Source organism: Stenotrophomonas sp. NPDC077421 (assembly GCF_049545505.1).
Taxonomy (GTDB): Bacteria; Pseudomonadota; Gammaproteobacteria; order Xanthomonadales; family Xanthomonadaceae; genus Stenotrophomonas; species Stenotrophomonas nematodicola.
In genome coordinates, this window is sequence record NZ_JBMWDP010000040.1 from 14513 (window position 1) to 35318 (window position 20806).

Annotated in this window: 24 protein-coding genes; 14 read left to right on the forward strand and 10 right to left on the reverse strand. The window is 67.7% G+C overall.

Annotated elements, in window-relative coordinates; genetic code table 11:
- Positions 1–18: 18 nt before the first annotated feature.
- A complete protein-coding gene (locus ACPEH1_RS17390; protein ID WP_017356366.1) occupies positions 19–654 on the reverse strand; it encodes a LysE family translocator in 636 nt (211 codons plus the stop codon).
- A 174-nt stretch (positions 655–828) separates the two neighbouring features.
- Between ACPEH1_RS17390 and ACPEH1_RS17395 the strand changes: the two genes are divergently transcribed.
- From ACPEH1_RS17395 to ACPEH1_RS17405, 3 genes are all read left to right on the forward strand, one after another.
- Complete coding sequence (locus ACPEH1_RS17395; RefSeq protein WP_136003339.1) at positions 829–1464, forward strand: glutathione S-transferase family protein; 636 nt, start codon at positions 829–831, stop codon at positions 1462–1464.
- 158 nt (positions 1465–1622) lie between these two features.
- Entirely contained in the window at positions 1623–1883 is a 261-nt protein-coding gene (locus ACPEH1_RS17400) for a hypothetical protein (RefSeq protein WP_423716123.1), read from the forward strand.
- 32 nt (positions 1884–1915) lie between these two features.
- The gene (locus tag ACPEH1_RS17405) at positions 1916–2248 is read left to right on the forward strand and encodes a hypothetical protein (protein ID WP_026070819.1); all 333 of its coding nucleotides are present in this window, start codon (positions 1916–1918) and stop codon (positions 2246–2248) included.
- Between the two features lie 27 nt (positions 2249–2275).
- On the opposite strand, the gene arsC is transcribed toward ACPEH1_RS17405, so the two are convergent.
- From arsC to ACPEH1_RS17420, 3 genes are all read right to left on the reverse strand, one after another.
- Entirely contained in the window at positions 2276–2626 is a 351-nt protein-coding gene (gene arsC / locus ACPEH1_RS17410) for an arsenate reductase (glutaredoxin) (RefSeq protein ID WP_136003342.1), read from the reverse strand.
- Entirely contained in the window at positions 2626–3792 is a 1167-nt protein-coding gene (locus ACPEH1_RS17415) for a phospholipase A (protein WP_136003344.1), read from the reverse strand. Before ACPEH1_RS17415 ends, arsC begins: the two co-directional genes overlap by 1 nt.
- 142 nt (positions 3793–3934) lie before the next feature.
- Entirely contained in the window at positions 3935–4420 is a 486-nt protein-coding gene (locus ACPEH1_RS17420) for a DUF456 domain-containing protein (RefSeq protein WP_136003346.1), read from the reverse strand.
- Between the two features lie 237 nt (positions 4421–4657).
- Here ACPEH1_RS17420 and ACPEH1_RS17425 point away from each other — a divergent pair, with 237 nt between their 5' ends.
- On the forward strand, positions 4658–4867 hold the full coding sequence (locus tag ACPEH1_RS17425; RefSeq protein ID WP_136003348.1) for a cold-shock protein: 210 nt from the start codon (positions 4658–4660) through the stop codon (positions 4865–4867).
- Positions 4868–4940: 73 nt separating this feature from the next.
- Here ACPEH1_RS17425 and ACPEH1_RS17430 read toward each other — a convergent pair whose 3' ends face one another.
- Positions 4941–5426, reverse strand: a complete 486-nt coding sequence (locus ACPEH1_RS17430; RefSeq protein WP_136003349.1) for a glycine zipper 2TM domain-containing protein — start codon at positions 5424–5426, stop codon at positions 4941–4943.
- 118 nt (positions 5427–5544) lie between these two features.
- A complete protein-coding gene (locus ACPEH1_RS17435; protein WP_136003351.1) occupies positions 5545–5985 on the reverse strand; it encodes a cytochrome c in 441 nt (146 codons plus the stop codon).
- 95 nt (positions 5986–6080) lie between these two features.
- Here ACPEH1_RS17435 and ACPEH1_RS17440 point away from each other — a divergent pair, with 95 nt between their 5' ends.
- The gene (locus tag ACPEH1_RS17440; RefSeq protein ID WP_423716124.1) at positions 6081–6878 is read left to right on the forward strand and encodes a tRNA threonylcarbamoyladenosine dehydratase; all 798 of its coding nucleotides are present in this window, start codon (positions 6081–6083) and stop codon (positions 6876–6878) included.
- 263 nt (positions 6879–7141) lie between these two features.
- On the opposite strand, the gene ACPEH1_RS17445 is transcribed toward ACPEH1_RS17440, so the two are convergent.
- The gene (locus ACPEH1_RS17445) at positions 7142–7903 is read right to left on the reverse strand and encodes a TatD family hydrolase (RefSeq protein WP_017356639.1); all 762 of its coding nucleotides are present in this window, start codon (positions 7901–7903) and stop codon (positions 7142–7144) included.
- Positions 7900–8124 carry a DUF6116 family protein gene (locus ACPEH1_RS17450; RefSeq protein ID WP_017356640.1) on the reverse strand — a complete coding sequence of 75 codons (225 nt, stop codon included), beginning with the start codon at positions 8122–8124 and terminating at the stop codon, positions 7900–7902. Before ACPEH1_RS17450 ends, ACPEH1_RS17445 begins: the two co-directional genes overlap by 4 nt.
- Before the next feature lie 160 nt (positions 8125–8284).
- Here ACPEH1_RS17450 and ACPEH1_RS17455 point away from each other — a divergent pair, with 160 nt between their 5' ends.
- From ACPEH1_RS17455 to ACPEH1_RS17495, 9 genes are all read left to right on the forward strand, one after another.
- Entirely contained in the window at positions 8285–9115 is an 831-nt protein-coding gene (locus ACPEH1_RS17455; RefSeq protein WP_026070858.1) for a glycine zipper 2TM domain-containing protein, read from the forward strand.
- 122 nt (positions 9116–9237) lie between these two features.
- A complete protein-coding gene (locus tag ACPEH1_RS17460) occupies positions 9238–9783 on the forward strand; it encodes a GNAT family N-acetyltransferase (RefSeq protein WP_136003353.1) in 546 nt (181 codons plus the stop codon).
- Between the two features lie 95 nt (positions 9784–9878).
- Positions 9879–10538 carry a glutathione S-transferase family protein gene (locus ACPEH1_RS17465; RefSeq protein ID WP_423716125.1) on the forward strand — a complete coding sequence of 220 codons (660 nt, stop codon included), beginning with the start codon at positions 9879–9881 and terminating at the stop codon, positions 10536–10538.
- A gap of 45 nt (positions 10539–10583) precedes the next feature.
- Positions 10584–12866, forward strand: a complete 2283-nt coding sequence (locus ACPEH1_RS17470; RefSeq protein ID WP_423716126.1) for a thiamine pyrophosphate-dependent enzyme — start codon at positions 10584–10586, stop codon at positions 12864–12866.
- Positions 12867–12869: 3 nt separating this feature from the next.
- On the forward strand, positions 12870–14813 hold the full coding sequence (gene asnB, locus ACPEH1_RS17475) for an asparagine synthase (glutamine-hydrolyzing) (protein ID WP_423716127.1): 1944 nt from the start codon (positions 12870–12872) through the stop codon (positions 14811–14813).
- A 90-nt stretch (positions 14814–14903) separates the two neighbouring features.
- Entirely contained in the window at positions 14904–15464 is a 561-nt protein-coding gene (locus ACPEH1_RS17480; protein ID WP_017357570.1) for an NADPH-dependent FMN reductase, read from the forward strand.
- Between the two features lie 205 nt (positions 15465–15669).
- Entirely contained in the window at positions 15670–17094 is a 1425-nt protein-coding gene (locus tag ACPEH1_RS17485; protein WP_017357569.1) for a replicative DNA helicase, read from the forward strand.
- Positions 17095–17350: 256 nt separating this feature from the next.
- Complete coding sequence (locus tag ACPEH1_RS17490; protein WP_017357568.1) at positions 17351–17563, forward strand: hypothetical protein; 213 nt, start codon at positions 17351–17353, stop codon at positions 17561–17563.
- Between the two features lie 78 nt (positions 17564–17641).
- Complete coding sequence (locus ACPEH1_RS17495) at positions 17642–18520, forward strand: YwqG family protein (RefSeq protein ID WP_136003358.1); 879 nt, start codon at positions 17642–17644, stop codon at positions 18518–18520.
- A gap of 89 nt (positions 18521–18609) precedes the next feature.
- Here ACPEH1_RS17495 and lpdA read toward each other — a convergent pair whose 3' ends face one another.
- Both lpdA and sucB read right to left on the reverse strand, forming a co-directional pair.
- On the reverse strand, positions 18610–20046 hold the full coding sequence (gene lpdA, locus ACPEH1_RS17500; RefSeq protein WP_136003360.1) for a dihydrolipoyl dehydrogenase: 1437 nt from the start codon (positions 20044–20046) through the stop codon (positions 18610–18612).
- A 61-nt stretch (positions 20047–20107) separates the two neighbouring features.
- Positions 20108–20806: dihydrolipoyllysine-residue succinyltransferase (gene sucB / locus ACPEH1_RS17505; protein WP_423716128.1), on the reverse strand; the 699-nt coding region annotated here is incomplete at its 5' end.

Here is a 20806-nt window from a genome sequence, read left to right on the forward strand (position 1 = left end):
TGCGGCCGGGGGCGGCGCTCAGCGTCGCGCGTCGAACAGCATGCGCAGGGCAAGGCCGCCGAGTACTGTGCCCATCACCGCGCGCTGCAGCGCCCGCCAGCGCGGCCGGTCGGCCAGAAAGGCGGCCATGCCGCCGGCCACGCCCACGATCAGCGCGTTGACGCCCAGGCTGATGGCGATCTGCAGCGACCCCAGCGCCATCGATTGCAGTGCAACGCTGCCGTGTCCGCCGGGCTGGATGAACTGTGGCAGGAGCGACAGGTACATCACCGCGATCTTCGGGTTCAACAGGCTGGTCAGCAGCCCCATCGCGAACAGGCGTGGTGGGCGGTCAGGTGACAGCGCACGCACCTGGAACGGCGAACGGCCACCGGGGCGCAGCGCCTGCCAGGCCAGGTACAGCAGATACAGCGCACCGGCAATGCGGAGTGCGTCGTAGGCATACGGCACGGCCATCAGCAGCGCGGTCAGACCCAGCGTGGCGCAGGCCAGGTAGGTCATGAATCCCACCGCGATGCCACTCAGCGAGATCCAGCCCGCCACCCGCCCCTGGCTGACCGAGCGCGAAATCAGGTAGACCATGTTCGGGCCCGGTGTGAGCACCATCACCAGTGCGACCAGAGCGAAGGCGAGCAGGGCGGAGGCGTCCGGCATGGTGCTGTACCGTGGAGAAGAACGGGCGAGGCGGCACATGCTAGGCGGCGGCATCGGGCGCCGACAGCGACAGTCCCCTGCAATGTCGCGTGGCATCTGTACCCGGTCGGCGCGGCATCGCATCGGCCGGCGCCGCAGCGCATACTCGGCGTTTTCCCCCGACAGGCAGCGCCCATGCAGATCACCCTCTACGGTTCGCCCAGCACCGCATCGCTGGTGGTGCACTGGCTGCTGCTGGAACTGGCGTTGCCGCATGAACTGGTGCTGCTGGATTTCGAGGCGCGCGAACACAAGACGGCCGACTACCTCGCGCTGAACCCGGCCGGCGTGGTGCCCACGCTGGTGCTGGACGGCCAGGTGCTGACCGAAGCGGCGGCGATCGCGCTGCACCTGGCCGATCTGCACCCGCAGGCGGGCCTGCTGCCGCCGGTGGGGAGTGCCTCCCGTGCCGAGGCCTACCGCTGGATGTTCTGGTGCGCCAACAGCGTGCAGCCGGCATATCGGGCGTGGTTCTACGCACATGAAATGGCCGGCGCGGCGCATGTTGAAGCGACCCGGCGGCACGCGCGCGAACGCCTCGAAGCGGCGTGGCAGCGGCTGGCCGATCACGTGGAAGCGAGCGGCCCGTACATGCTCGGCGAGCAGGTGAGCGTGGTGGATTTCATGGTGGTGATGCTGCTGCGCTGGTCGCGCGGCATGCCGGCACCGAGTGATCGCTGGCCGGTACTGAAGGCCTACGCAGACCGCCTCAAGGCGCGACCGGCATTTGTCGAGGTGTACCGCCGCGAAGGCATCACCGACTGGCGTTGAGGCGCGGCAGCCCCGCGCGTATTTGCTACAGTCGGGGCGCCATCATGGAGGATCGGAATGCGCTGGACTGCGGTGCTGTGGTGTGTGGGCGTGTTCGCCCTTGCGGGGTGCCGGTGTATGAGATCGAGCGCCCCACCACGCCGGCCGGCACGGCATGCATGGTCCCCTGCGACGCGCAGGCGTTGCGCTGCTCCACCGATGCGCGGCTGGAGGTCGAGAGCAGCCACGCGATGTGCCTGGCCGGCCAGGAACGCCTGCAGGATCGCTGCTCGGGATACGCCAGCGACAGCGAACGGCGTCGCTGCGAAAGCGCCAATGGCGGTGCGGCCTGCCTGCCTCCCTCGCCCGACACGTCGGCCTGCACCCAGCGCTGGGAGCGCTGCGCGCTGGCGTGTGGCGGGCGCATGATCGAACGCTGACCCTCCCTTCGACGGAAACAAGGAGCACGCCCATGTCACGGAACGTCTGCATGCTGGTGCTGTCACTGCTGCTGGCCGGTTGTGCCAGCAGCGGCGACCCTGCCGCCGACACCGGGTTCACCGCCGGCGCGCAGTGCGCGATGCAGTGCCAGGCCAGTTACCGCAGCTGCATGGCCACGCCGAAGGAAATCCACGACCGCAGTTGCGAGCAGCAGATGGCACCGCAGCCGGACAAGCGCTGCAAGGACATCCAGCATCCCGAGCTGCGCCGCTCCTGCGAGCTCAAGGCGCACGCGTGTCAACAGAGTGGCGTGCAGATCGGCTGCGAAGAGCGGCGTTCGGCGTGCATGTCCGGGTGCGGCTGACCCCGCAGGCAGGCCGCCGGCCGGTGGCTACGCGAGCAGGTCGCGCACCGTTTCCGGCGGGCGGCACAGCCGCGTACCGCGCGGGGTTTCCACGATGGGGCGGTTGATCAGTGCCGGATGGGCAGCCATTGCGTCGATCAGGGCGGCATCGTCCAGGGTCGGATCATCCAGCCCCAGGTCGGTGTATGCCGCTTCCTTGCTGCGCAGCAGTGCGCGCGGGGCGATGCCCATGCGTGCGATCACGGCGGCCAGGGTCGTGCGGTCGGGCGGGGTGGCGAGGTAGTCCACAATCGTCGGTTCGATGCCTGCCTCGCGGATCAGCGCCAGTGCCCCGCGCGAGTTGCTGCAGCGCGGGTTGTGCCAGATCGTCACCGCCATCAGTACCACTCCAGCAGTGACACGCCTACGCCCACGTAGGTGGCCTTGTGGTTGTAGTCGATCATGCTCTCGCCGTAGCCGTCGAACACCTGTACGTGGCCGCGCAGCAGGTTGCTGATCGGAAACCCGTAATCGAGCTGCACCGCACCGTGCGAACGATCGCCGCCGCGCAGCGAGTGGCGCGCCATCAACGAGACTTCGTGGCCGTTGCGGTTCCAGGTCAGGGTGGCGTCGCCGCGGCCCATGTAATCCTCGATGTCCGGATTATTGTCGTCCTTGCGGTCTTCCGGAATGCGGTACCACGGGCGCAGCACCAGCGCCCAGTTCTCGCGGTCCAGGCCGATGGTGGCGATCACCCGGTTCCAGCTGCGCGAGAGCGGGTCGGGGCGGCCGTTGGACATGTGGTTGAGGCTGATCCCGCTCATGCGACCGCGCCAGCCACCGATCGAGTAGCCGTTGCGGAACATCATCATCACTTCCGGTTCGTAATTGGTTTCGCGGAAGGGACGCGAGTTCTCGGCGTTGTAGGCCTGCCAGCGCGAGCTCTGGGTGTATCCGGCCCAGATGTCGCCGTTGTTGCCGAACACGTTCTCCACGATCTTGGTCTTGAAGCTGAGCTGGAACTTCAGTTCGTTGCTGTCCAGCAGCTGCGGCGTGGTGACCGTGTTGGCCGGGTTGGGCGATTGCGGCGTCTGGTTCTTGTCGCTGGTCCAGAACGCCGGCAGCAGGTACACCGGCTTGTAGGCGCGCAGCTGGAAGGCGCCGAGCTTGGAGTCCTGGGCCAGTTCCCAGCGGCTGTCCAGCAGCGAGCCCTTGCCCGCGTTGGCCAGGGCAGCCTGGTGGCCATCGTTCTGGAACAGTTCGCCGAAGCGCTGCTTGACCCGCTGCCCCGTGGGCGCATCGGCATCGGCGCTGCGGGCGGCCTGGCGTTCCTCGCGGCGCGCCTGCTGGGCCGCCGTGGCGGCCGCATCGGCGGCCACGGTGACGCCGCGGGTGTGGCCGAACAGCGTGTCGTAACAGGCCAGTCGCGCGGCGTCGGTGTCCACCAGCGCACAGGCTTCCGGTGAGGCCGGGGTCGGCGCCGCCTCCTGCGCGGCCAGCGGCAGGCTGGTGGCAGAGGCGGCCAGGGCCAGGAACAACGCGGAACGGGGGAGCGGAAGGGTCATGAACGCGGGGCCAGGTGACAAATAGTGAATGGGATTGCCGCCACAGTGTCGCCGGTGCTCTGTTTTCATGCCAGCGCGCGGCCATCACCTGCTGCTGCGACGTTATGCCCGGCGACGACGTGGCGAGGGTGTGAAAGCGCCTTCAGAAAAACCACGCGAACGCGAACAGGCCGAGCATCGCGATGGCCAGCGCCAGCTTCAATGCCACGCCCAGCAGGATGCCCAGCCAGGTGGCCAGGCCGACCTTCGTCGAGCGGCCCAGTTCGCGGCCATGCCAGTACTCGCCAAGCAGGGCGCCGGCCAGCGGGCCGAGGAACAGCCCCAGCGGCATGAAGAACAGCCCCACGATGCTGCCGATGAACGTGCCCCACAGCGCCTTGCGGCTGGCCCCCACCCGTTTGGCGCCAACCACCGTGGCCAGGATGTCCACCGCGAAGGACAGGGCGGTGAGCAGCCCCAGCACGACCAGGGGCAGCCAGCCCACGTGCGCGAACCCGTCCACCCATGCCGCAAGCAGCAATCCGGCGAACACCAGCGGGATGCCGGGCAGCGCCGGCAGGATGACCCCGGCGATGCCGGCGAGCACCAGCAGGATCGCTAGCAGATACAAGATGAATGAGAGGTCCATGCTGTCCAGTATGGTGTGGTAAATGGGGTTGACATCCGAAAGGTTTGCCAGTTGCTTTTTCGTTTTGCCCGGGTTAAGTTGAGGTCGCTGAGCTTGGCAAGGTCACCGTGGATCGTGGCCTGATGATGGTAGATCTTCCGGATCCGCTGCATCGTTGCACCTCGCTTCCCCCTTGCTGTCAGCCGCCCAACCAGGCGTATCCAACAACAAGAGCAGAGTCACCAGGGAGTGAGTGAGATGGCTGATCGTGAGACCGGTACTGTCAAGTGGTTCAATGATGCCAAGGGCTTCGGCTTCATCAGCCGTGAGAACGGCGAAGACGTGTTCGTGCATTTCCGCGCGATCCAGACCCAGGGCTTCAAAAGCCTGAAGGAAGGCCAGAAGGTCACCTTCACGGTTGTGCAGGGCCAGAAGGGCCTGCAGGCCGACGCTGTGGAACCGACCTGAGGTCGACCACGCGGCGGCACGAAAAAGGCCCGCGCAAGCGGGCCTTTTTCATGGTGCGGGCAGGCAGCGCCGATCAGCGCAGGATCACTTTGCCGTTGACCACGCGGACATAGGTGTTCTCGCGGATGCCGCCCAGATCGCGCTGGTTGACCACCACGGTACGGCCGTCATCCATGCGCACGGTGATGTCGAAGGTGTCGCTGGTGACGTTCTTCTGGATCTGGTTGCCGGCCAACGCACCACCCACGGCGCCCGCGGCGGCGGCGATGTTCTGGTTGCCCTTGCTGCCGCCGGTGTGATCGGAGATCTCATGGCCGGCGACGGCGCCGACGATACCGCCCAGGATCGCCCCGGTCGCGCTCGGCGCGGTGCGGCCCGATGCCACCTGGTTGATGCGGGTCACGATGCCGCAGTCGGCGCAGCGGTTCGTGTTGTAGTTGCCGCCGGAATTGCCGTAACCGTTGTTGTAACCACCGCCGCCGTAGCCCGGCGAGGTGGTGGCACAGCCAGCCAGGGCGACGGTAGCAACGGCAGCGGCGGCAATCAGTTGAATCTTCATGGTGTATCTCCTGGCCAGAGGGATGATCGAATGCGTCTGGTGCGCATGGAGCAGATCGTGTCCTGTGCAGCGTGAACAGCGTGCCAATCCCGGGCCGCCAGCGTGGCTGGAAGATGAATCAGCGGAAATCCTGGTGGCAGGCCTTGCAGTCGGTCTGGATCTTCTCCACCAGCGTGGCCATGCCCGGGCAGTCGGTCGGCGGTGCCGCCAACGCCTCGTTGAGCGTGGCGCGCAGGGCACTGGCGTGCTGCTGGAAGCCCTGGCTGTCCTTCAGGCCGGGAAAGGCCAGGTCCAGATCGTTGGACAGCGAGCGCAGCGTCTGCAGACGCGGCACGGTGTCGGCCAGGCTGCAGCGGTTCTGCGCCTGCGCGGCCTGCAGCAGCTCGACCTGGCGGTTCATCACATGCATCAGTGAATCCGGGAAGGGATCCTGCCGGGCCTGAATCGCACGCGAGACCATCACCGTGGCAATCAGCCCGATCACCAGCCCGAGCAGGCCTACGAACAGGTAACGGTAGGCGGCGGAGGGGCGGCGGGGCGGGGACGCGGGATCGTTCATGGTGAGGGCTTCCTTGAGGGTGGCTGCGGCGATGGTACGACGCGTCCTGTCCACGGCGCGTACCGGTACGGGGTCATGGGCCTTAAAATGTGCCGATGAATGACGTACTGCGCGAACGATTTGCCGGCATCGACCGGTTGTATGGGGTGGGCACCGTGGACCTGTTGTCGAGCCGCCGGGTGGCGGTGGTCGGCATGGGCGGCGTGGGCTCCTGGGTGGTCGAGGCACTGGCCCGCACGGCCGTGGGTCACCTGACCCTGATCGATGCCGACGACATCTGCGTGTCCAATACCAACCGCCAGTTGCCTGCCCTGGCCGGCCAGTACGGTCGCAACAAGGCCGAGGCGATGGCCGAGCGCTGCCACGCGATCAATCCGGATATCAGCGTCGATGCGGTCGCCTCGTTCCTGACCGTGTCCAACATGGTCGAGTTGCTGGACCGTGATTTCGATCTGGTCATCGACGCCTGCGACAGCTTCCGGGTCAAGGTCGAAACCATCGCGTGGTGCCGCCGCCGCAAGCTGCCGATCCTGACCGTGGGCGCCGCCGGTGGCCGTACCGATCCCACCCTGGTGCGGATCCGTGACGTGTCGCGTACCGAGCACGACGCGATGATGGCGCTGATCCGCAAGAAGCTGCGCAGCGATTTCAATTTCCCGAAGAATGCCTCGCGGTACTTCGGCGTACCGGCGGTGTACTCGCTGGAAAACGTGAAGTACCCGCAGGCGGATGGCAGCGTGTGCGGCATCCGCCCGAACCTTGGCGCCGATGCGGCGCTGAAGCTGGATTGCGGCGCGGGCCTGGGGGCCGCCACCCACATCACCGGCGCCTTCGCGTTCGCCGCCGTCGGCAAGGCGCTGGACATGCTGCTGAAGAAGGCCGCAACCCGGTAGAGCCGGGCTCTGCCCGGCTGAAGAAGCCTGCGACCCCGTAGCGCCGGGCTCTGCCCGGCTGCCGCGCGACGTGGTATGCGGGTGTTCAGGCATTTCGGATCGTACGCCAACGGCAGCCGGGCAGAGCCCGGCGCTACGGGGCTGGCGCATGCTGGTGTTTCGGGTCGTACGCCAACGGCAGCCGGGCAGAGCCCGGCGCTACGGGGCTGGCGCGTGCTGGTGTTTCGGGTCGTACGCCAACGGCAGCCGGGCAGAGCCCGGCGCTACAGGGCGAACAGGCGGCGTGCGTTTGCGGTGGTCTGCGCGGCGATGTGCTCTGCTGGCTGGCCGCGCAGACGCGCCACCGTCTCCAGGATCACCGGCAAGCGCGCCGGCTCGTTGCGCTGGCCACGGATGCCCGCGTCGGGCTGGTCGGGAGCGTCGGTTTCCAGCAGCAGCTGCTCCAGCGGCATATGCGCGACCAGGCGCTGCAGGCGTTGGGCCCGTTGGTACGTCAGCGGGCCGCCGAGGCCCAGCAGGAAGCCCTGCGCGTGCAGCTGCGCGGCCTGCTCCGGGCTGCCGGGGAAACTGTGCACCACGCCGCGCAGACCGCCCACCTGTCTGATCGCGGCGATCACAGCGTCCACCGCACGGCGCGCATGCACGATCACCGGCAGGTCGAACTCGCGCGCCAGGCGTAGCTGGCCGAGGAAGTAGAACTGCTGTTGTTGCACGTCCAGCCCCTCCACGAAGAAGTCCAGGCCGCACTCGCCAACCGCGCACGGGCGCTCGCGCGTGATCCACGTGCGCAGTGCATCGAGATGTTCGGGCCGGTGCTGATCGAGGAACATCGGATGCAGCCCGTAGGCGGGATGCAAGCCGTCGCCGAGGCGGCAGGTCTCGCGCAGCGCCGGCCAGCTGGCAGCCGTGACCGCCGGCACCACCTGCGTGCGCACGCCCGCAGCACGCGCGCGCTCGATCACCTGCAGCCGATCCCCGTCGAACTCGCCCGCGTCCAGATGGCAGTGGCTGTCGACCAGGTTCACGCGCGGCGTTTGGCGGGCAGCGGCGGCGGCGTCCGGTTGCCGCGTGTTTTCCAGTTGGCCAGCAGCAGCGTGCCCAGTCCCAGCAGAATCTCATCCACGAGCAGCACCGGGTCCGGGAGGAGCAGGCTCAACGCGAACAGCCCGGCGGTGAGCTTGAACAGGGTGGGGTAGCGCAGGTGGCGCGCCCATTCGAGCACGGGCAGCAACAGGGGATTGGCCATGACGCACTCCTCGACAGATGCTGTAAACGCTATCACGGGCCTTGCTGCGACAGAACCTGAATGGGGTAACGCGGTGTGCAGGGAATGTGGAGATTCCGTTCAGGCACGCCATGCTGGAATTCGCTCAAGAACGTTGCGGATGGTCCGCAAGGAGCCGGTTATGAAAAGTACAACCACCACTGCTTTGGTCGCCGCTGGCGCGCTGCTCGTCGGCGGTATCGCCACCGCCGCTTTCATGAAGAGCGGCACGTCCTCCCCGGATGCGACCACCGCGGCACAGAGCCGGCCCACCCTGGACACCACCCCGCTGACCGACGACGGTGCGCGCACCGATGCCGTGGCCCTGGAAGACAAGGCCGGCAGGCTGGAATACGCCGACGTGGTCAAGGTCGATCCGCTGACCCGCAAGGAGAAGGCCTACGCCACCGTGATCGGCACCGAGCCGGTGCGCGAGACCTCGACCACCCAGACCCCGCATGAGGTCTGCCAGGACGTGGTGGTGCAGGAACGCCTGCCCGAGCGCGACGGCAACGTCGGCGGTACGGTGGCCGGTGCGGTGATCGGTGGCCTGCTGGGCAACCAGGTCGGCGGCGGCAACGGCAAGAAGGCAGCGACCGCCGCCGGTGCGGTGGCCGGTGGCCTGATCGGCAACCAGGTGGACAAGCGCCACGTGGGGGGCCGTGTGGTCAACCGCACCGAGCGGCAGTGCCACACCGAAACGGCAACCTCCGAGTCGACGCGCGTCACCGGCTACAACGTGACCTACCGCAATGAAGACGGCACCACCGGCACCATGCGCATGGCCAGCAAACCGGGCAACCGCATTGCGATGGGCACCAGCGACGCGGTCACCGGTTACAACGTGACCTACCGCTACGACGGCGTCGAAAAGACCGTCAAGATGGACAACAAGCCCAGCAGCGATCGCCTGCCGGTGATCGATGGTCAGCTGGTCACCCAGACCGCGTCGCTGGATGCCAACCGGCAGTAAGCGCCGCTTCTCCCCGAAGCATCGAACGACACGCCGGCCCTGCGCCGGCGTGCCGCGTTGTGGGGCCTGCCGTGCGGCCCACGTTCTGCGATCATGGCCGGCGTAGCCATTGGGACCGCCGCATGAGCATTGTCGATCTTGCCCTGGAAACCGACCGCCTGATCCTGCGCCCGCCGCGCGTCGAGGATTTCGATGCCTTCCTGCGCTTCTGCAGCGACCCGGAGGTGATGCAGTACCTCGGTGGCGTGATGCCCCCCTCGCAGGCCTGGCGCAGCTTCAGCTGCCTGGTGGGCAGTTGGCACCTGTATGGCTTTTCGATGTTCTCGGTGATCGAGAAGGCGACCGGCGCGTGGGTCGGGCGCATGGGGCCGTGGCAGCCGCTGGACTGGCCCGGCACCGAGGTTGGCTGGAGCATCTGCCGCGACAGCTGGGGCAAGGGATACGCGCCCGAGGCTGCGGTGGCCAGCATCGACTGGGCCTTCGACACACTGGGCTGGGATGAGGTGATCCATACCATCGAGCCGTCCAACGTCAATTCCCAGGCCGTGGCGCGCAAGCTCGGCAGCACGCTGCTGCGCATGGGCGAATTGCCGCCGCCGCATGCAGGCGTTCCGATGGAAATCTGGGGCCAGTCGCGCGCCCAATGGCGACAGCGCCGGCAGGCGTGAGCAGGATGCTGCACCCGCGCTTGGCAAGCCCGCCTGCTTGCGGCCAGACTCGCGGCTGCGGGCAGACCGCCCGCCAGTGATCCGAGAGGGTGGCAATGACGTCGGTACGGGCTCCGTTGACGGTGTATGGCATGTCCGTGTCGGGCAACTGCCACAAGGTGCGCATGCTGCTCGAACACCTCGGCAGCCGTTACGAGTGGGTGGAAGTGGACAGCGCCAACGGGCAGACCCACACGCCCGGGTTCCTGGCCCTCAACCGCAACGCCAAAGTGCCGCTGGTGCAGCGTGACGACGGCCGGGTGCTGCCCGAGTCCAATGCCATCCTGTTCTGGCTGGCCGAAGGTACGCCGTACCTGTCCACCGACGGCTGGGAGCGCGCGCAGACGCTGCGCTGGATGTTCTTCGAACAGTACAGCCATGAGCCCTGCGTGGCCGTGGCCCGCTTCATCCGCGGCTGGACCGCCATCGATTCCCCGCGCCGCGCTGAACTGCCGCAGCTGCAGGCGCGCGCGGCACAAGCCCTGGCGGTGATGGAGCAGCACCTGGCGCAGGCCGACTGGTTCAGCGGCCGCCACTACGGCATCGCCGACATCGCGCTGTTCGCCTACACCGATGTCGCCGCCGATGGCGGCGTGACGCTGGCGCCGTATCCGGCCGTGCTGGCCTGGCTGCGGCGCGTGCGCGCGCAGCCCGGCTTCGTGCCGATGCCGCCGGTGTCGCCGCAGGTGCAGGCGTTGCTCGTACAGCCGGCCTGACCGGCACGTTTGATCGTTTCCGCAGCACCTCACGGAGGGTGATGGATGTTTGCCGTGGTTCCCGATCCGATTCCCGCACGCATGAAAGGCCTCAACCGGGCCGAGATCTGCGATACCAACTTCATCGACTTCGTGCAGCAGTGGCGCGGCCCGGCCGTGCCGCGGCCCGATCCGGGCGCGCCGATCCTGCCCGGCAGCACGCTGGACGCCCAGGGTTTCGGCGAGCTGCTGGAGTCCCAGCTGATCAGCCGCCACCTGGACCTGATGGCGCGCGTGCTGCGTGTGCAGAACAAAGTCTTCTACACGATCGGCTCGGCCGGGCACGAGGGCAATGCGCTGGTGGCGCGCCTGGCCCGGCACACCGATCCGGCGTTCCTGCATTACCGCTCCGGCGGCTTCATGGCCGAACGGTTCCGCAAGGTGCCGGGGATGGACCCGGTGATGGATGCGGCGTTGTCCTTCGCGGCCAGCCGCGACGACCCCGCCAGCGGCGGCCGCCACAAGGTGTGGGGCAGCAAGCCGCTGTGGGTGCTGCCGCAGACGTCCACCATCGCCTCGCATCTGCCCAAGGCGCTGGGAACGGCGATGGCGATCGAGAGCGGGCGGCGCATCGGCCATCGCCTGCCGATTCCCGACGACAGCGTGGTGATCTGCTCGTTCGGCGATGCGTCGGCCAACCACGCCTCCGCGCAGACCGCCTTCAACACCGCTGCGTGGGCCGCCCACCAGCGGCTGCCGGCCCCCATCCTGTTCGTCTGCGAGGACAACGGCATCGGCATCTCGGTAAAAACACCGGAGGGCTGGATCGCCGCGAGCTTCGGCCATCGGCCGGGCCTGGACTACTTCTTCGCCGATGGACTGGACCTGGCCAATGGGCATGACGCGGTCCAGCGCGCGCTGGTGCATTGCCGGCAGACGCGGCGGCCGACCTTCCTGCACCTGCGCACCACGCGGCTGATGGGCCATGCCGGTACCGATTTCGAGATCGAGTGGCGGCCGCTGGCCGAACTCTGCGCGGCCGAGGCAGCCGACCCGCTGCTGCGCTCGGCGCAGATCGCACTGGCCTCGGGCTGGATGACGCCGGATGCGCTGCTGGCCGCGTACGAGGCCGTGCGGCAGCGCTGCTTCGCGGCGGCGGACGAGGCCGATCGCCGGCCGAAGCTGTCCGCACTGGAGGACATCATCGCGCCGCTGGCGCCGTACTCGCCGGCGGCCGTGCGTGCCGAAGCCGAGCGCCTGCCGGACCCGGTGGCGCGCGAGGCGGCCCACGGCGGCGCGGCGCAGCTGCCCGAACGCCTGCCGCCGCGCCACCTGGCGATCCAGATCAACCAGGCGCTGCACGAGCTGATGGCCAAGTACCCCTCGACCCTGCTGTTTGGCGAGGACGTGGCGCAGAAGGGAGGCGTGTACACGGTCAGCAAGGGCCTGCTCAAGGCGTTCGGCCCGCGCCGGGTGTTCAACACGCTGCTGGACGAAACCATGATCCTCGGCATGGCCCAGGGCCTGGCCAACCTGGGCATGCTGCCGATCCCGGAGATCCAGTACCTGGCCTACCTGCACAACGCCATCGACCAGCTGCGCGGCGAGGCGTGTTCGCTGCAGTTCTTCTCCAACGACCAGTACCGCAACCCGATGCTGGTGCGTGTGGCCGGGCTGGGCTACCAGAAGGGTTTCGGCGGCCACTTCCACAACGACAACTCGATCACCGCGCTGCGCGACATTCCCGGCCTGGTGGTGGGGTGCCCCTCGCGGGGCGACGATGCGGTGCAGATGCTGCGCACGCTGGCCGCGATGGGCCAGGTGGATGGCCGCGTGGCGGTATTCCTGGAGCCGATCGCGCTGTACATGACCAAGGACCTGCACGTGCCGGGCGACGGCCAATGGGTATTCGACTACCCACCCCCGGGCCAGCCGGCGATGCTGCCCGGCGAGGGGCGCGTGTACGCGCCGGACGCCAACGACCTGGTGATTTTCACCTTCGGCAATGGTGTGCCGATGAGCCTGCGTGCCGCGCGCGGCATCGAGGCGACGCTGGGCTGGCAGGTGCGCGTGGTCGACCTGCGCTGGCTGGTGCCGCTCAATGCCGGCTTCATCGCCGAGCAGGGCGCTACCGCGCAACGCATCCTGGTGGTGGACGAGGGCCGCCACAGCGCCGGGGTGGGGGAGGGCGTCATCACCGCGCTGGTCGAGGCCGGTCTCGGCCACCTGCCGCTGCAGCGGGTCTGCGGCGCGGACACCTATACGCCGTTGGCGGGGGCAGCAATCTCGGTGCTTCCAAGCGACAATGCCGTCCTGAGCGCCGCACGGGTGTTGGCGCAGGATCTCTGACGCATGTGTGGATTGGCAGGAATGCTGCTGCCCGCTCCCGGGCTGGAGCAGGCGACACTGGAACACCGGGCGCGCGCGATGGGCGATGCGATGGTCCATCGTGGGCCGGACGACAGTGGGGTCTGGGCAGATGCGGCCGCGGGCATTGCGCTGGCCCACCGCCGCCTGAGCATCCTGGACCTGTCGCCGCTGGGCCATCAGCCGATGGCCTCGGCCGACGGCCGCTACGTGCTGGCCTACAACGGCGAGGTCTACAACTTCGCCTCGCTGCGCGCTGAACTGGAGGCGCTGGGCCACGGCTTCCGCGGGCATTCGGATACCGAGGTGCTGCTGGCCGCGATCAGCCAGTGGGGGCTGGACGAGACCCTGCAGCGGAGCAATGGCATGTTCGCCATCGCGCTGTGGGACCGGACCGGGCAGTGCCTGTGGCTGGCCCGCGACAGGGTCGGCAAGAAGCCGCTGTACTACGGCTGGGCCGGCGGTGCGCTGGTGTTCGGCTCGGAGCTGAAGGCGCTGTGGCAGCACCCGGACTTCGACAACGGGGTGGACCGCGACGCGCTGACCCTGCTGTTGCGCCTGGACTACATCCCGGCCCCCCACTGCATCCATGAGCGCTGCTTCAAGCTGCTGCCGGGCCGGGTGCTGCGGCTGGATGCGCAGGCAGTGGCCGCCGGCGCCGCCGCGCATCGCCCCGACCAGATGCAGCAGCCGTTCTGGAATGCGCGCGAGCGCATGCAGCAGGCGCTGGCAGCCCCGTTCGTCGGCAGCGATGAGGAGGCCGAAGAACGGCTGGATGCGATCCTGCGCGACGCCGTCGCACTGCGCATGGTGGCCGACGTGCCGGTGGGCGTGTTCCTGTCCGGTGGCACCGACTCGTCGGTGGTGGCCGCGCTGATGCAGGCGCAGTCGCCCACGCCGATCCACAGTTTCAGCATCGGCTTCGAGGGATCCCACCACGACGAAGCGCCGCTGGCCAAGGCGCTGGCCACCCACCTGCAGTGCGACCACACCGAGCTGTACGTCAGTGGCGCCGATGCGTTGGCGGTGGTGCCGACGTTGCCGGCGATGTTCGACGAGCCGTTCGCCGATGCCTCGCAGGTACCCACCGCCCTGGTGGCGCGCCTGGCGCGCGGCAAGGTGACCGTGGCGCTGTCCGGCGATGGGGGCGACGAGCTGTTCTTCGGCTATGGCCGCTATCAGCGCGCCCTGCGCAATTGGACGATGCTGGGCCGGGTGCCGGCGCCGCTGCGGCGCTGGATGGCCGCGCGCGCACGCGGGCAGGGCGAGGCCTCGCGTACCGGCGGGCTTGCCGCGCTGCTGGCCGAAGCGGGCGCACGCGGCATTGGGGATGTGTACCGCAACCGCATCACGCGCTGGCGCGATCCGGTGGCCGCGGTGCCGGGCGCTGCGGCGGCGGGCAGCTTCTACGACCTGGCCGACCCGCTGCACGGTGCCGGCTCGCCGGCCGATGCGATGATGCTGGCCGATTTCAGCACCTACCTGCCCGACGACCTGCTGTGCAAGGTGGATCGCACCAGCATGGCGGTGAGCCTGGAGGCGCGCGCACCGCTGCTGGACTGGCGGGTGGCCGAATTCGCCTGGTCGCTGCCGATGGCGCTCAAGCACCGCGACGGGGTCAGCAAGTACCTGCTCAAGCGCGTGCTGGGCCGTTATGTGCCGCAGGACATGGTGCACCGGCCCAAGCGCGGATTCGGCGCCCCGGTCAGCGAGTGGCTCAAGGGTGACCTGCGCGGCTGGGCGGACGAACTGCTCGACCCGGCGCGGCTGGCCGCCGAAGGCGTGTTCGATGTGGCCGCGGTGGCACCGCGGTGGCAGCAGTTCCAGCAGGGCGAGCGCAAATGGCATACGCACCTGTGGAATGTGCTGATGTTCCAGGCCTGGCAGGCGCACTGGCAGCAGGTCCGGGCAGGGGTCGCGCGCGGCTGACCGGCTGTCGCGCCGCATCCGGCGTGGCCTTCACCACTCGCGAAGGCCGCCCCGCCTAGGCTGGGCCTTCCCACGACTGGAGATGCCTTCATGCCTGAATTCAAGATTGCGGTGCTGGTGGGCAGCCTGCGCAAGGGGTCGCATAACCTGGCGCTGGCCCATGCGCTGGAAAAGCTCGCGGGCGACAAGGCCCGGTTCGACTATGTGTCGATCGGTGACCTGCCGCTCTACAACCAGGATTTCGACAGCCACTATCCTGCGCAGGGCGTGCGCCTGAAGCAGCAGATCCGCCAGGCCGACGCGGTGCTGTTCGTCACCCCCGAGTACAACCGCTCGGTGCCGGGCGTGCTCAAGAACGCCATCGACCTGGGCTCGCGGCCGTATGGCGACAGCGCCTTCGCCGGCAAGCCTGCCGCGGTCATCGGGGCGTCGGTCGGGGTGATCGGCACGGCCTTGGCCCAGCAGCATCTGCGCAACATCCTGGCCTACCTGGACATGCCGGTGCTGGGCCAGCCGGAAGCCTTCCTGCACTTCAAGGAGGGCCTGATCGACGCACAGGGCACGATCACCAACGCGGGCACGCAGGCATTCCTGCAGGGCTTCGTGGACCGCTTCCTGGCCTGGACCGGTACGCACGGCGGTCAGCATTGAGTCGGGTGCATCTGCGATAATGCCCTCGACGGGTGCCGCAACGGCGCCCGTCGTCGCCACGGCGACGGCCCCGGCCGATGCGGCCGGCCGCCGCCGGCATGCCCCCAGCTCATCCACTGCTTATCCACAGAGTTGTGCATGGCTGCGGCAGTCGCTGCGTGCCTACCATGTCCAACGCCTCATACCCCGCAGGAAGTACGCTCCCATGTCCGCCCGTTCTGGCTTCCGTTCCGACCGCAAAGACCGCGGTGACCGTTTCGACCGCGACGAGATGCGCATCGATGCATTGCGTGTTCCGCCGCATTCGATCGAGGCCGAACAGGCGGTGCTGGGCGGATTGATGCTGGCGCCGGAAAGCTACGACCGGGTCAACGACCAGTTGACCGAAACCGACTTCTACCGCCGCGATCACCAGATGATCTACCGCGCGATCCGCGAGCTGTCCGAGCGTGATCGGCCGTTCGATGCGGTCACCCTGGGCGAGTGGTTCGAGTCGCAGGGCAAGATGGAGCTGGTCGGCGACGGCGCGTACCTGATCGAACTGGCCAGCACCACGCCCTCGGCGGCCAACATCGCCGCCTATGCCGAGATCGTGCGCGACAAGGCCGTGCTGCGGCAGTTGATCCAGGTCGGTACCGACATCGTCAACGACGGTTTCCAGCCCGAGGGGCGCGAGAGCAGCGAGCTGCTGTCGGCGGCGGAAAAGTCCGTGTTCGCGATCGCCGAGCAGGGCGCGCGTGGCCGGACCGATTTCGTGGCGATGCCGGGTGCGCTGAAGGACGCGTTCGAGGAACTGCGCAACCGCTTCGAGAACGGCGGCAACATCACCGGTCTGCCGACCGGCTACGCCGACTTCGATGCGATGACCGCCGGCCTGCAGCCGACCGACCTGATCATCCTCGCCGCGCGTCCGGCGATGGGCAAGACCACCTTCGCGCTGAACATCGCCGAGTACGCCGCGATCAAGTCCAAGAAGGGCGTGGCGGTGTTCTCGATGGAAATGTCGGCCTCGCAGCTGGCGATGCGCCTTATTTCCTCCAACGGCCGCATCAACGCCCAGCGCCTGCGTACCGGCCAGCTCGAGGACGAGGACTGGAGCCGCGTCACCGGCGCGATCCGGATGCTGAAGGAAACCAAGATCTTCATCGACGACACGCCGGGTGTATCGCCGGAGATCCTGCGCTCCAAGTGCCGCCGCCTCAAGCGCGAGCACGACCTGGGTCTGATCGTGATCGACTACCTGCAGCTGATGTCGGTACCCGGCAACAGCGAGAACCGCGCGACCGAAATCTCGGAGATTTCGCGCTCGCTCAAGGGCCTGGCCAAGGAACTGAACGTGCCGGTGATCGCGTTGTCCCAGCTCAACCGCTCGCTGGAAACGCGTACCGACAAGCGCCCGGTGATGGCCGACCTTCGCGAATCCGGCGCAATCGAGCAGGACGCGGACATGATCGTGTTCATCTACCGCGACGACTATTACAACAAGGAAAATTCCCCAGACAAGGGCCTGGCCGAGATCATCATCGGCAAGCACCGAGGCGGCCCGACCGGCTCGTGCAAGCTCAAGTTCTTCGGCGAATACACCCGTTTCGACAACCTGTCGCACGACTCGGTCGGCTCCTTCGAATAACGCCAATGGCGTTGAGGGGTTCGTTCGACGCGTGCCGGGGGCCTGGTCGGGCGTGCGGGCCGCTTGCCGGCTCTTCATGGACCCTCGGACGGACGTGGGGGGTTGCCGGCCAGCGGCCGGCACCACGGGGCTGTTCCTCCAGACCGATCCGGGGTTCGTCGGAGAACCGGAGGGTTTCGTCGCAAACAGCTTGAAGACGGCCGGGCAGGGCGGCACGGTACTACCGCAGCGGCAAGGTGCCGCCCTGGAGACCGTCATGAAGACCCTGTTCGCGCTCGGTGTGTGGTGCCTGCTGTTCGTGCTGTGCTGGCCACTGGCGGTCCTGGCGCTGGTGGCGTGGCCCTTCGTCTGGCTGTTGAGTCTGCCGTTCCGCCTGGTGGGCATCACTTTCTCGGCACTGTTCGCGTTCCTGCGCGCGCTGTTGATGCTGCCGGCGCGGCTGCTGGGCGGGGGACCCGTGGCTGCGTGACCGCCGGTGGTGGCCACGTTGCCCCGGCGCAGCAGCCCCCTTTAGACTGCGGGCTGTTTTGTCCAACAGGGATGTGGAATGACGTTGTCCGATCAGGCGTTCATCGCGCTGTGCGAGCAGCACGCGCTGGGGCAGCACGCCGCTGTCCTGCAGCCCTGGCTGCGTCCGCGTGTCGGCTTCAGCCGCACGGCCGATGCGGACGCGCCGGTCGGGGCATCGCGCATCGGCGGCGGGCCCGACGTGCCCGCGGACTTCCAGTGGCCCATGCGCAACGGCCGACCACTGGATTTCCTGCTGCAGATCAATCTTGCCGACCTGCAGGGCCTGCAGTCGGGCCTGGACCTGCCCGCGCAGGGGCTGCTGTCGTTCTTCTACGATACCCAGGAACAACCCTGGGGCTACGACCCTGCGCATGGAGACGGCCACTGCATCGTGCTGCTGGAGGCGGGCGATCTGCAGCGCCTGCCTGCCCCCGATCCCGAGATGGCACTGCCACCGGCGGCGCTGGGCTTTCATCAGGGCTGGGGGCTGCCACATCCGTTCTCGGCCGATGGCGAACGCATGGTCGAGGCGTTCCAGAGCGATGGCATCGACTGGGACGATGATGAGGTCGCCGACGACTATTACGACCTGGTGGATGCGGTCGCCGATCATGGCGCGCCCACTGCGGGCGAGCGGCATGGGCTGGGCGGGTACTCGCACAACGTACAGGGTGACATGCGGCTGGAAGCGGAGCTGGTCAGTCACGGGCTCTACTGCGGGAACCAGACCGGCTACCAGGACCCGCGCCGTGCGGCGCTGGAAGCGGGCGGTGCGGAATGGAGCCTGCTGCTGCAGCTCGATTCCGATGATCACGCGATGTGGGGCGATTCCGGGATGCTGTACGGCTGGATCCGCCAGAGTGATCTGGCCGCGCGGGATCTGTCGCGCACCTGGATGCGCCTGCAGTCCTGCTGAGCGAGTCGTGGCCCTCCCACAAAAAACCCCGCCAAGGCGGGGTTTTTCGTTGCACCGGGGGGTGTGCCGGCCAGTGGCCGGCAGCGCCCTCAGTTAGCCTTGTGGATCGACCGCTTGCCGACGGCCATCGCGGCGTCGTGCACCACTTCGGACAGCGACGGGTGGGCATGGCAGATGCGCGCCAGATCGTCGGCCGAGCCGCTGAACTCCATCGTCAGCACGCCCTCGTGGACCAGCTCGGACACGTTCGCACCGACCAGATGCATGCCCAGGATGCGGTCGGTTTCGGCGTGCGCCAGCACCTTTACGAAGCCGGCCGGCTCGATCATGGCGACGGCACGGCCGTTGGCGGCGAACGGGAAGCTGCCGGCCTTGTACGGAATGCCTTCGTCCTTGAGCTGCTGTTCGGTCTTGCCGACCCAGGCCAGCTCCGGCTCGGTGTAGATCACCCACGGAATGGTGTCGAAGTTGACATGGCCCGGCAGGCCCGCAATCAGCTCGGCCACCGCGATGCCTTCTTCGAAGCCCTTGTGCGCCAGCATCGGGCCGCGCACGCAGTCGCCGACTGCCCACACGCCATCGACGCCGGTGTGGCAATGGTCGTCCACTTCGATCTGGCCACGGGCGTTGATCTTGACGCCGGTGCCTTCGGCCAGCAGGCCCTTGGTGGCGGCGCGGCGGCCAACGGCCACCAGCAGCTTGTCCACGACCAGGCTCTTTTCGCCTTCACCATCGGTGTAGGTCAGGGCAACTTCCTTCTTCTTGCCCTTGCCGGTCACCTCGGCCTTGGAGACCTTGGCACCCAGACGGATGTCCAGGCCCTGCTTCTTGAATTCCTTGGCGGCGACCTTGGCCACTTCGGCATCGGCGGCGGCCAGGAAGTCCGGCAGTGCTTCCAGGATGGTCACTTCCGCACCCAGGCGCTTCCACACGCTGCCCAGTTCCAGGCCGATCACGCCGGCGCCGATGACGGCCAGGCGGGCCGGCACTTCGGTGAAGTCCAGGCCGCCGACGTTGTCGACGATGGTGTCGCCGTCGAACTTGGCGAACGGCAGTTCGATCGAGTCCGAACCGGCAGCGATGATGACGTTGGTGCCCTTCAGCTCGACTTCCGAGCCGTCGTGCTGCTTGACCTTGACGATGTTGCCCGGCTGCAGCTCACCGAATCCGTAGTACGGGGTGACCTTGTTGGCCTTGAACAGCATGCCGATGCCGCCGGTGAACTGCTTGACGATCTTGTCCTTGCGGCCAATCATCGCCTCGACGTCCATCTTGGCGTCCTTGAAGCTGATGCCGTGGTCGCCAAAGATGTGGCCCATGTTCCAGAACTGGCGCGAGGAATCCAGCAGCGCCTTGGACGGAATGCAGCCCACGCGCAGGCAGGTGCCGCCGAGGGCGGGCTTGCCGTCCTTGCCCAGCGCAGCGTCGATGCAGGCGGTCTTCAGACCCAGCTGCGCGGCGCGGATGGCGGCGTGGTAGCCGGCCGGGCCGGCACCGATGACGACGACGTCGAATTGTTCAGCCATTGAGATAGTCCTTGTTGCTTTACCAGAACCCCTCCGCGCAGGCGCGGAGGGGCGGGAGGTCTTACAGGCCGAACAGCATGCGGCCCGGGTTTTCCAGCTGGTTCTTGATGTCCACCAGGAACTGCACCGAGTCCTTGCCGTCGATGATGCGGTGGTCGTAGGACAGCGCCAGGTACATCATCGGCGCGATCACGACCTGGCCGTTCTGGGCGATCGGACGCTCCTTGATGGCGTGCATGCCCAGGATGGCGCTCTGCGGCGGGTTGATGATCGGCGTGGACAGCAGCGAACCGAAGGTGCCGCCGTTGGTCACCGTGAAGGTGCCGCCCTGCAGTTCTTCCAGGCCCAGCTTGCCGTCACGTGCCTTCTTGGCGTAATCGGCGATGGTCTTTTCGATGTCGGCGAAGGACATGCGCTCGACGTTGCGCAGCACCGGGGTCACCAGACCCTTCTCGGTCGACACGGCGATCGAGATGTCCGAGTAGCCGTGATAGATGATGTCGTCACCATCGATCGAGGCATTGACCAGCGGGAAGCGCTGCAGCGCGTTGGCGGCGGCCTTCACGAAGAAGCTCATGAAGCCCAGCTTGATGCCGTGGGCCTTGACGAACTCGTCCTGCAGTTCCTTGCGCGCGGCCGAGACCTTGGACAGGTCGACCTCGTTGAAGGTGGTCAGCATGGCGGTGCTGTTCTTGGACTGCATCAGGCGCTCGGCGATGCGCTTGCGGATGCGGGTCATCGGCACGCGTTCTTCCGGACG